Origin of the sequence: Mesorhizobium muleiense (genome assembly GCF_900099905.1) — a bacterium.
Taxonomy (GTDB): domain Bacteria; phylum Pseudomonadota; class Alphaproteobacteria; order Rhizobiales; family Rhizobiaceae; genus Mesorhizobium; species Mesorhizobium muleiense.
In genome coordinates, this window is record NZ_FNEE01000003.1 from 305,128 (window position 1) to 317,877 (window position 12,750).

At 65.5% G+C, this 12,750-nt stretch carries 12 protein-coding genes; 6 read left to right on the plus strand and 6 right to left on the minus strand.

Annotation, left to right across the window (positions count from 1 at the left end; genetic code table 11):
* Positions 1-24: 24 nt before the first annotated feature.
* Both BLT09_RS09040 and tsaD read right to left on the minus strand, forming a co-directional pair.
* Positions 25-1,035: an NAD(P)H-dependent glycerol-3-phosphate dehydrogenase gene (locus BLT09_RS09040; RefSeq protein ID WP_091592253.1), complete on the minus strand. Its 1,011-nt coding sequence runs from the start codon at positions 1,033-1,035 to the stop codon at positions 25-27.
* The gene (tsaD, locus tag BLT09_RS09045; RefSeq protein WP_208602488.1) at positions 1,032-2,117 is read right to left on the minus strand and encodes a tRNA (adenosine(37)-N6)-threonylcarbamoyltransferase complex transferase subunit TsaD; all 1,086 of its coding nucleotides are present in this window, start codon (positions 2,115-2,117) and stop codon (positions 1,032-1,034) included. Before tsaD ends, BLT09_RS09040 begins: the two co-directional genes overlap by 4 nt.
* Positions 2,118-2,349: 232 nt before the next feature.
* Here tsaD and hemC point away from each other — a divergent pair, with 232 nt between their 5' ends.
* The 6 genes from hemC (at position 2,350) to BLT09_RS09075 (ending at position 8,464) form a co-directional block, all read left to right on the plus strand.
* Positions 2,350-3,276: a hydroxymethylbilane synthase gene (gene hemC / locus BLT09_RS09050; protein ID WP_091592257.1), complete on the plus strand. Its 927-nt coding sequence runs from the start codon at positions 2,350-2,352 to the stop codon at positions 3,274-3,276.
* 1 nt (position 3,277) lies between these two features.
* Positions 3,278-3,994 (plus strand): uroporphyrinogen-III synthase, encoded by a 717-nt coding sequence (locus BLT09_RS09055; protein ID WP_091592259.1) that lies wholly within the window; start codon positions 3,278-3,280, stop codon positions 3,992-3,994.
* 91 nt (positions 3,995-4,085) lie between these two features.
* Entirely contained in the window at positions 4,086-5,579 is a 1,494-nt protein-coding gene (locus tag BLT09_RS09060; RefSeq protein ID WP_091592262.1) for a COG4223 family protein, read from the plus strand.
* 10 nt (positions 5,580-5,589) lie between these two features.
* Positions 5,590-7,191, plus strand: coding sequence for a heme biosynthesis protein HemY (locus BLT09_RS09065; protein WP_091592263.1), 1,602 nt, complete (start codon positions 5,590-5,592; stop codon positions 7,189-7,191).
* Positions 7,192-7,255: 64 nt separating this feature from the next.
* Positions 7,256-7,735, plus strand: coding sequence for a tellurite resistance TerB family protein (locus BLT09_RS09070; protein ID WP_091592265.1), 480 nt, complete (start codon positions 7,256-7,258; stop codon positions 7,733-7,735).
* Positions 7,736-7,747: 12 nt separating this feature from the next.
* On the plus strand, positions 7,748-8,464 hold the full coding sequence (locus tag BLT09_RS09075) for a glutamine amidotransferase (protein ID WP_091592267.1): 717 nt from the start codon (positions 7,748-7,750) through the stop codon (positions 8,462-8,464).
* A 37-nt stretch (positions 8,465-8,501) separates the two neighbouring features.
* Here the strand turns inward: BLT09_RS09075 and BLT09_RS09080 are convergent, their stop codons facing one another.
* The 4 genes from BLT09_RS09080 to zwf form a co-directional block, all read right to left on the minus strand.
* Positions 8,502-9,743 (minus strand): MFS transporter, encoded by a 1,242-nt coding sequence (locus tag BLT09_RS09080; RefSeq protein WP_091592269.1) that lies wholly within the window; start codon positions 9,741-9,743, stop codon positions 8,502-8,504.
* Positions 9,744-10,040: 297 nt separating this feature from the next.
* A complete protein-coding gene (locus tag BLT09_RS09090; protein ID WP_023800548.1) occupies positions 10,041-10,502 on the minus strand; it encodes a Ros/MucR family transcriptional regulator in 462 nt (153 codons plus the stop codon).
* A 147-nt stretch (positions 10,503-10,649) separates the two neighbouring features.
* The gene (locus BLT09_RS09095) at positions 10,650-11,354 is read right to left on the minus strand and encodes an ROK family protein (protein ID WP_091592274.1); all 705 of its coding nucleotides are present in this window, start codon (positions 11,352-11,354) and stop codon (positions 10,650-10,652) included.
* 16 nt (positions 11,355-11,370) lie between these two features.
* On the minus strand, positions 11,371-12,747 hold the full coding sequence (gene zwf, locus BLT09_RS09100) for a glucose-6-phosphate dehydrogenase (protein ID WP_091592276.1): 1,377 nt from the start codon (positions 12,745-12,747) through the stop codon (positions 11,371-11,373).
* Positions 12,748-12,750: the final 3 nt, after the last annotated feature.

The following is a 12,750-nucleotide window of genomic DNA, read 5'->3' on the forward strand; positions in this document are numbered from 1 at the left end:
TTTCCATCTCCGGATTGTTCAACATTACACGTCGGTTTCGGTCTTCAGCGGCCTTGTCATCAGCGCCGACACAGCCTGGCGGATGGTGATCGTGCCGTCCAGTATGGCGGCGACGGCGGTGATGATCGGCGCGTCGATGTTGCGCTCGGTGGCGATGCGGGCGGCGATCGCCGCCGTCGGCACCCCTTCGGCCAGGGGCAGCCCGGCAAGCGGCTTGCCTTGCCCCAGCGCCAGCCCGTAGGCGAAATTGCGCGACTGGGCGGACGAGCAGGTGAGCAACAGGTCGCCGAGACCGGAAAGTCCCATCAGCGTTTCCGGCCTCGCGCCGAAGGCGGCGCCGATGCGGCGCAATTCGACAAAGCCGCGCGTCACCATGGCGGCCTGGGCGCTGGCGCCGAGCTCGGCGCCGGTGACCGCACCGGCGGCAATGGCGAAGACGTTCTTCAGCGCGCCGCCGATCTCGACGCCGATGAGGTCGTCGCTCGAATAGCAGCGCAGATTCTGCGCCGAAAAGCGCGCGGCCAGGTCGGCCGCCAGACCCTCATTGCCGGCGGCGACCACCACGGCCGTCGGCAGCCCCCTGGCGACGTCAGTGGCGAAGCTCGGCCCGGACAGGGCGGCGACCGGATTTTCAGGCAGGGTCTCTCCAGCGACCGCCGACAGCAATGCGCCGGTGTCGCGCTCGATGCCCTTTGCGCAGAGGACCAGCGGGACGTCCTTCGGCATATGGGCTTTCGCGGTGGCCAGCATGGCGCGCAGCGACTGCGCCGGCCCCACCGCCAGAACGCAGTCGGCGCCGTCGAGCGCAGCCTCGATGTCGCTCGTTGCCACGATGCCGGCCTGGAGCGCGATGCCCGGCAGATAGCGCGGATTTTCGCCACGGTCGATCGCGGCGACGGTCTCCGGGTCGCGCGCATAAAGGCGGACGAAATGGCCGGCGCGCAGCATGGCCAGCGCCAGCGCCGTGCCCCAGGCACCGCCGCCGAGCACGGCAATGCGCCAGCCGCTTGGTACCTCGTGCCCGCTGCCGCTCATGCCTTGGCTCCGCGCCGGCCCGAGCCGACCATCGGAGCGGAGATGCTGTCCAGCGGCCAGCGCGAACGCGGCACGAAATCAGCGGTGTTTTCACCCGATATGCCGGCGCGCAGCCGCTCGATGCCGGCCCAGGCGATCATCGCCGCATTGTCGGTGCAGAGCTTGAGCGGCGGCGCGACGAAAGCAAAACCGGCCTTCTCGCACAGGGCTTCGAGTGTCGTCTTGATCGTCCGGTTGGCGGCGACACCGCCTGCAACGACGAGCGCAGGCTTCAGCTCGCTCGGAAACTCCTGGCGGAAACGGTTCAGTGCCCTCGAAACACGGTCATCCAGCGCATCCGCAACCGCCGCCTGGAAGGAGGCGCAGATGTCGGCGACGTCCTGGTCGCTCAAAGGGGCAATGGCCGTCGCTGCCTGGCGCACGGCGGTCTTCAGCCCGGAAAAGGAAAAATCGGGCTGCGCCGAGCCCTTCATCGGCCGCGGGAAGGCGAAGCGCGCGGCGTCGCCGGTCGCCGCCGCCTTCTCGACATTCGGCCCGCCTGGATAGGGCAGGCCGAGCATCTTGGCCGTCTTGTCAAAAGCTTCGCCGAGCGCATCGTCGATGGTCGTCGCCCAGCGCTGGTAGTCGCCAACGCCGCGCACCGCGACGATCTGCGTGTGGCCGCCGGACACCAGCAGCAACAGATAGGGAAAGTCGAGCCCGTCGGTCAGCCGCGCGGTCAGCGCATGGCCTTCGAGGTGGTTGATGGCGATCAGCGGCTTGTTCGCCGCGGCTGCGATCGCCTTGGCCGTCATCAGCCCGACGATCAGGCCGCCGACGAGGCCGGGGCCGGCGGTCGCAGCGATCGCGTCGATATCGGCGAGATCGACGCCTGAATCGGCAAGCGCGGCCTCGATGATGCCGTCCAGCGCCTCGACATGGGCGCGCGCGGCGATTTCCGGGACGACGCCGCCGAAGGCGGCATGCTCTTCAATCTGGCTGAGCACGATATCAGACAGGATTTTCGGCGCGCCGCCGCCGTCCAGCGCTACGACGCTGGCGGCGGTCTCGTCACAACTCGTCTCAATGCCCAGAACGCGGATCAATTCGTTGCCATCCCTGGAGATTGTGCAACCAGGCTTTCCCCGTTAGGAGAAAGCCCAAGGTCTGTTGATATTCAGGTGATGCCGGCCTGCAAATAGCGGGTTCCTGCGCTTCCGGTGCTCACGTACTCAAAGTACGCTCCGCTCCGGTTCTCGGAAACCACCATTTTCGGCTCGGCCTGACCTGAATCTCAACAGACCTCTATCTGCCGGTTATCACGGACAGCGCGCCATGCAAACAACCTTGAAAATCGGAACACGCGGCAGCCCGCTGGCGCTGGCGCAGGCGCATGAAACGCAGGCGCGGCTGATGGCCGCTCACCGTATGCCGGTTGAGGCATTCGAGGTGGTCGTCATCTCGACCAGCGGCGATCGCATCCAGGACCGGCCGCTGTCGGAAGCCGGCGGCAAGGGGCTGTTCACCAAGGAAATCGAGGAGGCGCTGCTGGCGCGCCGCATCGACATCGCCGTGCATTCGTCGAAGGACATGCCGACGGTGTTGCCCGACGGGCTGGAACTGTCTGCCTTCCTGCCGCGCGAGGATGCCCGCGACGCCTTCGTCGGCAAGGCGGCCAAAACGATCGCCGGATTGCCGCACGGCGCGAAGGTCGGTTCGTCGTCGCTCCGACGCCAGGCGCTGATCCGGCGGATGCGGCCGGATCTCGACGTGGTGATGTTCCGCGGCAATGTGCAGACGCGGCTGCGCAAGCTCGACGAGGGCGTCGCCGACGGTACCATCCTTGCCTATGCCGGGCTGAAGCGGCTCGGGCTCGAAGATGTCGTCACCGACCTGATGCCGCTCGACAGCTTTCCGCCGGCGCCGGGGCAAGGCGCGATCTGCATCGAAAGCCGCATCGGCGACCTCGATGTGGAAAGAATGCTGACGGCAGTCCACGACGTGCCGACCGGGCAGGCGCTGGCCTGCGAACGCGCTTTCCTGGCGGCGCTCGACGGTTCCTGCCGCACGCCGATTGCCGGCCATGCGACGATATCGGCCGGAACCGTGTTCTTCGGCGGACTGATCATCTCGCCGGACGGCGTGCAATCCCATGAGGTCAAGGCGGAAGGCCCGGCGCAGGATGCCGCGCGCATCGGCGACGAAGCCGCCAGGACCGTGCGGGCCAAGGCCGGCGAAAAATTCTTCGACGACTGGGCCTGACATGCGTCGCGTCCTGGTGACGAGGCCGGAGCCGGGCGCCTCGCGCACGGCACAGCGGCTCGAGGACCTGGGTTTTAAGCCGATCCTGCTGCCGCTGACCGAAACGGTGGCGCTGCCGGTTGACCCGGACAGGGTCGCAGCCAATGCCGCGGCCGTTGCCGTCACCAGCGCCAATGCCGTGCGCCATGCGCCGAAAGAAATCAGCGCGGCGCTCGCCGGTTTGCCTTGCCATGCCGTCGGCAGACGGACAGCGCAGGCCGCCCGTGCGGCCGGGTTTCTGTCGGTCAGCGAAGGGCCGGGCGATGCCGAGGCGCTGGCGGATGCGCTTGCCGGCGATTACGCTGGACAAACCATCGTCTATCTGTGCGGGCGGGTGCGTTATTCGGGTTTCGAGCAGCGGCTGCAGCCGGCAGGCGTTCAGGTTCGCGCCGTCGAGACCTATGACACTGTCGCGCTGGATTATTCCGACGGGGCCGTTCTTGCGCGCTTGTCCGGCCTGCCGGTCGAGGCGGTGCTGCTCTATTCGGCCAAGGCCGCCACAGCGCTGCAGGCGCTGGCTGGGCGGCCGGCGCTGCGTGAGCTGTTTAAAAACACATGTTTTTTTGCGCTGTCCGGACGTATCGCCGCAGCCTTGGAGACTGTTGCCTCAGAACAGCTCCGCGTTGCGCCGGAGGCCAGCGAGGAGGCCCTGCTGGAGCTTTTGCGGACGTCGCCTTGACCCCGTGTCATCACGCCGCCCCTTTTCACCGCTTGGTGATGTGCTAGACCCTTTCTGAACCATCCCGAAGCGAAATTTGCGGAGCCCAAGCATGGTCAAGACGCCGAAGATGCGGCATTCGAAAAGCCGTCGCGAGCCGGTGACCATCGAGCTCGATCCCGGCGCTGTCTCGCGCGTTGCCGACGAGGATGCCGCCAACGGGCGGACCGACGAGGCGAAGGCGGAGGAGGCGGCAAGCGCGTCGCAGCCGGAAGCGCCTGAAGAACCCGTCCATGCCGACCAGACCGACATCGAGCCGTGGGAACATACCGAAGCGGCCCCGCCGGCCGGGTCGGAACAGCCGGCAGAGGGTGGCGCCAAAACTCCTGAAGGGCCCAAACCGACTTATCCGGCCGGCTCGGGGGGACCGGCGGAGCGGGCCTTCGACTACAGTTTCGATGACGCATCGGCCAAGGACGCTTCGGCCAAGGCGGGCGCCGCAGACGCGCCGAAGGAAACCCAGGCAGGGACTGAAGACATGGCAGCGCAGCCGAAGCGTGGCGGCATCAACGGCATCGCCGCCGGCATTATCGGCGGCGTCATCGCGCTGGCTGCCGCCGGAGGGCTGCAGTTTGCCGGCCTGCTCGGCGCGCCAGGGGCTGGCGATTCGTCCTCGGGCGGCGTGTCGCTCGATGGCGTCAATAGCGAAATCGCTGCGCTGAAGAGCGAGATTGCCGGGCTCAAGGATACAGCCGGCAACAATGACGCCTCGGCCAAGGTGGACGGGCTGTCGTCAGCGCTGGATCAGGTCAAGACGGATGTTGCGGCGCTGAAATCGGCGATCGAGCAGGGCGGAGCAGGCGACACTGCCGGGCTTGCAGCCCTCGGCGACAAGGTCAGGCAGATCGAGACGGCGGTTGCGGCGCTTGGCCAGACCGGCAACACGGCGCCGGTCGATCTCGGACCGCTCAATGAAAAGCTGGCCGGGCTCGACGCGGCGGTGAAATCCGCCGGCGAGGCGGCGAAGGCACAGGACGGCCGGCTTGCGGCGCTGGAACAGTCGGTGTCTCAGCTTTCCGGCAAGGTCGAGGCACAGGCCGGGCAGCCCAAGGTTGCGCTCGCCATCGCCGCATCGGCGCTGAAGGCAGCACTCGATCGTGGCGCGCCATTCGCCGCCGAACTCGAAACCTTTACGGCGATTTCGCCGGATGCTCCAGAGATCGCAGCCTTGCGTGCCTACGCCGAAAAGGGCGTTCCGACCCGGTCGGAGATCGCAACCGAAATGCCTGCCGCCGCCAATGCCATGGTCGCTGCCTCCGAGCCCGTCGACCAGAATGCCGGCTTCCTGCAAAACCTGCTGTCGAGCGCGCAATCGCTGGTCAAGGTCAGGCCGATTGGTGCCGTCGAAGGCGCTGGCGCACCGGAAGCCGTCGCCCGCATGGAGGTAGCGGTCAATCAGGGCGATTACGCCAAGGCGCTCAGCGAATACGATACGCTGCCCGAGGCGGTGAAGGCTGCCGGCGCCGAATTTGCCGGCAAACTGAAGGCGCGAATCGAGGTCGAGAAGCAGGTCGACGCGTTGATCGCCAGTGCGATGAAGGCGTGAGGGAAACCCGATGATTCGCATTCTGCTTTTCCTCGTCGTGGTTTTCGCTCTCGGGCTGGGTTTCGCCTGGCTGGCCGACCGGCCGGGCGAGATGGTCGTCACCTTCAGCGGCTACCAATACCAGGTCAGCCTGATGGTGGCGGCGGTGGCGGTCGTTGCCGTGGTTGCCGCGGTGATGATCGTCTGGTGGCTGCTCAAGGCGCTGTGGAACAGCCCCTACACCATCTCGCGCTATTTCCGCGTGCGCCGTCGCGATCGTGGCTATCAGGCGCTGTCGACCGGCATGATTGCCGCCGGCGCCGGTGACGGGGCGCTCGCCCGCAAGAAGACCAAGGAAGCGGCAAAGCTGATCCGCTCCGACCAGGAGCCGCTGATCCAATTGCTGGAGGCGCAAGCCTCGCTGCTCGAAGGCGACCATGAGGGTGCCCGCGAAAAGTTCGAGACCATGCTCGACGATCCCGAAATGCGGCTGCTCGGCCTGCGCGGGCTTTATCTCGAGGCCGAACGCCTCGGCGACCGCAACGCGGCGCGGCACTACGCCGGCCGCGCTGCGGCGATGGCGCCGCAACTGGCCTGGGCCGCCGAATCTACGCTGGAAGACCTGACCGGGCGCGGCGACTGGGACGGCGCGCTGAAACTGGTCGAGGCGCAGAAATCGACGCGGCAGATCGAGCGCGATGCCGCCAACCGGCGTCGCGCCGTGCTGCTCACCGCCAAGGCGCAGGGGCTGATCGACAGCGATCCCAATGCCGCCAAAACCGCTGCTCTGGAGGCCAACCGGCTGCGGCCGGATTTCGCGCCGGCGGCGGTGAACGCAGCCAAACTGCTGTTCAGACAGAATGATGTGCGCAAGGGCGCGAAGATCCTCGAAACGGCGTGGAAAGCCGAGCCGCATCCAGAGATCGCCGAGCTTTACACCCACGCCCGGCCAGGCGATGCCGTGCTCGACCGGCTGAACCGGGCGAAGAAGCTGCAGGAGATGAAGAAGAACCACGCCGAATCGTCGCTGGCGGTGGCGCGCGCCGCGCTCGACGCGCAGGACTTTTCAACCGCCCGCAAAGAGGCCGAGGCGGCTATCCGCATGGATCGCCGCGAAGGCGCCTATCTGCTTCTGGCCGACATCGAGGAGGCCGAGACCGGCGATCAGGGCAAGGTGCGGCAGCTTTTGTCCAAGGCAGTGCGTGCACCGCGCGATCCGGCCTGGGTCGCCGACGGCGTCGTTTCCGAACGCTGGGCGCCGATGTCGCCGATCACCGGCAAGCTCGACGCCTTCGAGTGGCGTGCGCCGATGGAGCGGCTCGGCCAGCTCATCGACAGTGACGAGGATGCGCCGGCCGCCGCGGTGCCGACAATTGCGGCGCCAACGAAGCCGGCAAAGGAAAATGTGATCGAGCTGAACCCCGCTGGTTCGGCCGAAAGGCCGACCACCGCGGCGGCATCGGAAACTGGCGGAGACGATGTTGCGCCGGTCACCGCCACGGCGTCTGCCGCAGTGCCGCCGGATGGCGACGCTGCCGAACCGGTGGAGGAAATGGCTCGGCTGCCCGACGATCCCGGCGTCGATCCGGACGACGAAGAGCAAAAATCACCACGCAGGTTTCGATTGTTTTGATTTGGCTGAGCTTGAAAAGTTTGGCTGAGCTTGAAAGTTTTGGCGGATGGGAAGTAGGAATCACATGTTCGAACGCGTTCTGTCGTTTCTGAAGGACCTGCCGGGAGACGGCCGCGCCCGCAACAACGCCGATGATCCGCGCGTTGCCGCATCCGCCCTTCTCTACCATGTGATGAGTGCCGACGGCGTGCGTCAGGATGCCGAATGGGAGCGGTTCAAGGCGGTGCTGGCGGAAAGCTATTCGATCAGCGGCGACGAGCTCGACGCGCTTGCCGCTGCCGGCGAGCGGGCCGACAATGAGGCGATCGACCTTTACGCCTTCACCAGCGTTTTGAAGCGTCAGCTCGATCCGGACGCGCGAAAAGCCTTCATCGGCCTGATGTGGGAAATCGTCTATGCCGATGGCGAATTGCACGAGCTCGAGGACAATATCGTCTGGCGCGTCGCCGAGCTGATGGATGTCGAACGCCACGACCGCGTCGAGGCACGCCGCAAGGCGGCCGCCGAAGTGCCGGGCGCGGCTGGAACATCGAGCGACGAATAGACGGGATTCCCCATGCCATCCACGCCGAGGCCGAGACCAAAAATCCTGATCGTGCTGCATCAGGAGAGTTCGAGCCCCGGGCGCGTCGGCCACATGCTTATCGAAGAAGGCTTCGACCTCGATCTCCGCTGCCCGCCGCTCGGCGACGCCTTGCCGGAAACACTGGACGGTCATGCCGGAACCGTGGTGTTCGGCGGACCGATGAGCGCCAATGACGAGGACGACTTCGTCCGCCGTGAGACCGACTGGCTGAAAATTCCGCTCAGGGAGAACCGGCCGTTGCTCGGCATCTGCCTCGGCGCGCAGATGCTGGTCAACCATCTTGGCGGCAAGGTCGAGGGTCATGGCGAGGGGCTGGTCGAGATCGGCTGGTATCCGCTGACAGCGACCGAGGACGGCAAGAAGCTGATGCGCTGGCCTGAGATGGTCTATCAGTTTCACCGCGAGGGCTTTTCGCTGCCCAAGGACGCGACGCTGCTGGCGACGGCCGAAACCTATCCAAACCAGGCCTTTCGTTATGGCGACAATGCCTGGGGCATCCAGTTCCATGGCGAATTGACAAGGGCGATGATGCAGCGCTGGGTCGTTCGCGGCGCGCATCGCTTCGAGTTGCCCGGCGCGCAGCCCGGTCGCGATCATCTCGGCGGCCGGCTGATCTGGGACATGCATCTCAAGCGCTGGCTCGGCGAATTCCTGCAGACGATCTTCGGCAAGCCGGCGCTGTCCTGATCTGATCTAGTTTTGCCCGGATCAGTGCGCCCTGGGATCAGTTTCGCCCGTTGAGGTGGCGCACCTTGCGCAGCTGCGGGAACAGCACCGCCCACAGCCCGGCGACAACGACTGCGCCGACGCCGCCGATCACCACCGCGGGCACGGTGCCGATCAATGCCGCCATGGTGCCGGCGCGGAATTCGCCGAGCTCGTTGGAGGCGCCGACGAAAACCTGATTGACGGCGTTGACGCGGCCGCGAACCTTGTCCGGCGTCCACAGCTGGATCAGCGTCTCTCTGATGTAGACGCTGAACATGTCGGCGGCGCCGAGCAAGGCGAGCGCTGCGATCGACAGCCAGGTGATGGTGGAAAGGCCGAACAGCACCGTGAAGGCGCCGAACAGCGCGACGAAGCCGAGCATGACCACGCCGGCATGGTTGCGGATCGGATGTCCGGCCAGCCAGATGGCAACGCAGATGGCGCCGATGCCCGGCGCCGAACGCAACAGTCCCAGGCCCCAAGGGCCGAGTTCGAGGATGTCGCGCGCATAGACCGGCAGCAGCGCCGTGGCGCCGGACAAAAGCACGGCGAACAAATCGAGCGAAATGGCGCCGAGCACGATCTTCTCGCTCCAGATATAGCCGAAGCCGGCAAACAGGGTCTGCATCGTCGGCCTGTCGGTCTCGCTGCGCTGGGCAGGCTTTGGGATGGTGAAGACCAGCACCGCGGCGACAAACATCAGAACGGCAGCGGTGCCGTATGCCGCTTGCGCCGAGAGCCCGTAGAGCAGGCCGCCGGCGACCGGTCCGACGATGGTCGCCGTCTGCCAGGCGGACGAATTCCAGGCGATCGCGTTGCCGAAATCCTCCGGCGGCACGAGGTTGGCGAACAGCGACGCCGCGGCCGGTCCGAAGAAGGCGCGCGCGATGCCGAACATGGCGAGCACGCCGAAGATCAATCCCGGTCCGCTAAGACCGCGCAGCGTCAGCAGCAGCAGGGCCAGCGCGCAGATCGCCTCCAGCAGCACCATCAGCGCCATGATCAGGCGGCGGCCGAAACGGTCAGCGACCACCCCGGTGATCAGCACCAGCAGCAGCGAAGGCAGGAACTGGACAATGCCGACAAGGCCGAGATCGAACGGATCGCGGGTCAGGTCGTAGACCTGCCAGCCGACGGCGACGGACACGATCTGGGTGGCGAATGTGGCGAGGAAGCGTGCCGCCCAATAGCTCAGGAAGGGTTTGTGCCGGAAGGCGGCATAGCGCCGGTCGGGCGGTGCGTGAGGTTCGGGTGTCATGAATCAGGCCCCGTGGCAAGGAAGTCGGCCGGCGGGGCACTTCCACGAGGGCGCTGGTCCGACCACAGCGCTTTTAACGCAGTTCGGTGCGAGGCGCGCGCAAAAATCGGCTCTGGATCAAGGATTTCCGGCTACCATGCTAATTGCACAGCGAGGCGGAGGTGGAAGGGTTATTAGGCGCGCAGGTCGAGTTCTCCCCGCGCCCCTGTCCTGCCGGACATCTCCCCCTCAAGGGGGGAGATTGGACGTCGCGGCGGCTTTCGCCAATCTCGAGCGTCAAAGGCGGCTTCGAGCGCGTCAGACCGTGGCCTTCGGCTTCCTGGTCTTCTTGACCGGCGCCGGCGGGGCGGCCTTGCGGCCAAGGCCGATCGCCTTCGCCAACTGCGAGCGCGAGGCCGCATAGGTCGGGGCGACCATCGGATAGTCAGCCGGCAAGCCCCATTTGGCGCGGTAGGCATCCGGCGTCAGTCCGAAATGAACACCGATATGGCGTTTCAGGGATTTGAACTTCTTGCCGTCTTCGAGGCAGATGATGTAATCCGGCGTCACCGATTTCTTGGGATTGACCGCCGGGATCAGCGGTGCTGCGACCGGAACGGCGGGCTGGCCGAGCCCACCTATCGACGCGCTGACGCTGGCGATGAGATCGCCGAGGCCGGAAGCGGGCAAGCGGTTCTTCTCGACGTAAGCGGACACGATGTGAGCGGTCAGCTCGAGAAGGTCGATGTCCTTGCGGGCTTTGTTGCTGTCGTCGGTCAATCTATTTTCTCCGTTAGTGGGGTCGCAGAATTCCTAGTCGGCAAATCTGCATAACGCAATGACGCCGCACCACGCTACACATTATTTTGAATAACAATACTAACGGCCGGGCCAGATCAACAGGTTTGGCCTCGAACCGCTATAATATCAGACAATCAGGGATTTGTCGCGCCACAGTCGAAATCCTCCTTCGAAGGCGCGTGTGTTGTCGCCACGCTCGCAACCGGCAGGCAATTCGTCGAGTTTGTCGACATTGCCGCCGCCGATGATCACATAGTCAGGCTGAAGGGCGCCGCGCAGCCGCTCGACGACGTCGAAAACGTGTTTGCGCCATTTCTTCTTGCCGCGCTTTTCAAGGCCGCGTTCGCCGACATAGTCCTCGAAGCTGCTGCCCTTCTTGTAGGGAAGATGCGCGAGTTCCATCGGTTGGGCGACGTTGTCGAGGATCATCGCAGCACCGAGTCCGGTTCCGAGACCCAGGAACAGCATGCGCCCGCCTTCATAGCTGCCGACGGCCTGCATCAGCGCGTCGTTGACCAGCTTCACCGGCTTGCCGAACTGCGTTGCGAAGTCAAATCCGACCCAACCCTTGCCGAGATTGGCGGGGTCGGCCAGTGGCCTGTTGTGGTGCACCGGGCCGGGATAACCGATCGAGACGACATCGTAGGGCAAGCCATCGGCGAGCGTCTGCACGACGGCGATCATTTGCTGCGGCGTCAGGCCGGGCCCGGAATCGGCTCTGCGCTCCTCGCCGCCGGCGCTGGTGAGGATCTTGACATGGGAGCCGCCGATATCGATCGCAAGCACGATCTTTTCGCTGTCCGGTGCTTGCTTTTTCGCCGCCTTGGCCATTGCGTCGCCTCCGAGTTCATTTCGCCGGGTTGATCCAGCCGTCCGGCGGTCCGAACCCGGCCATCGCCTCGGCGGGACCCCATGTTCCCGGCTCATAGAGGTGTGGCGGCGTGGTATCGCCGAGCACCGGGCCGACGATCCGCCAGGCAAGCTCGCTGGCATCCTGGCGAGTGAACAACTGGCCGTTGCCGTTCATGGCGTCGCCGATCAGCCGCTCATAGGGCGGCATGTCGCCCTTGCTGTCGTCGAGCGCGGTGAGTTCGACCTGCTCGCCGATCATGTCGTCACCAGCGGCCTTGCGCTGGGCGCCGATCGAGATCGCCACCTGCGGGTCGATGCGGAAACGGACGTGATTCGCATCTCCGGGTTTGATCGGGTCGAAGACGTCTAGCGGCGGCCGCTTCAAACGCACGATGACCTCGGTGGCGTGCACCGGCATGCATTTGCCGGCGCGGATGAAGAAGGGCACGTCGCGCCAGCGCCAGGTGTCGACGAAGAAACGCACCGCCGCGAATGTCTCGACCGGCGAATTCGGCGCGACGCCCGGCTCGCTGAGATAGCCTTTGAACTGGCCGCGCACGACATCGTCACTGCTCAGCGTCCGGATCGCCCGCAGCACCTGCACCTTCTCGTCGATCAGATCGTCGGCCGAGCGGCCAACGGGCGGCTCCATGGCCAGCAGCAGCAGGATGTTGAGCAGATGGTTCTCGATGACGTCGCGGATGCAGCCGACCTCGTCGTAGAAGCGGCCGCGGCCTTCGACGCCGAAATCCTCGGCCATGGTGATCTGCACGCTCTCGACGAAATTGCGGTTCCAGATCGGCTCGAGAAAGGAATTGGCGAAGCGGAAATAGAGCAGATTCTGGATCGCCTCCTTGCCGAGATAATGGTCGATGCGAAAGATCGACTGCTCGTCGAACACCAGGTGAAGGACCCGGTTCAGCCAGCGCGCCGATTGCAGATCGTGACCGAACGGCTTTTCCACCATCAGGCGCGCGCCCTGGGCTGCGCCCGACTGTTCCAGGCCCTGGATGACCGTCTCGAACATGGTCGGCGGCACCGCCAGATAGTGCAGCGGGTGCTGCGCGGTCCCGAGCGCGCTTTTCAGCTTCTCGAATGTCGCGGCGCTGCGGTAGTCGCCGCTGACATAGCGAAGCAGCGAGGCAAGTTTCGCGAATATCTTCTCGTCGACCTTGCCGATGGCCTTGACGATGCCGTCGTGGGCCCGCGCCTGCAACTGCTTCAGGTCCCAGGCGTCGAAAGCGACGCCGATCACCGGTTCGGTGAGCGTTCCCTTAGCGACCATGGCGTAAAGTGCCGGGAAGATTTTTTTGTGGGCGAGGTCGCCGGTCGCCCCGAAAAGCACCAGCGTGTCGGACCGTTCCTGGTTCATGAG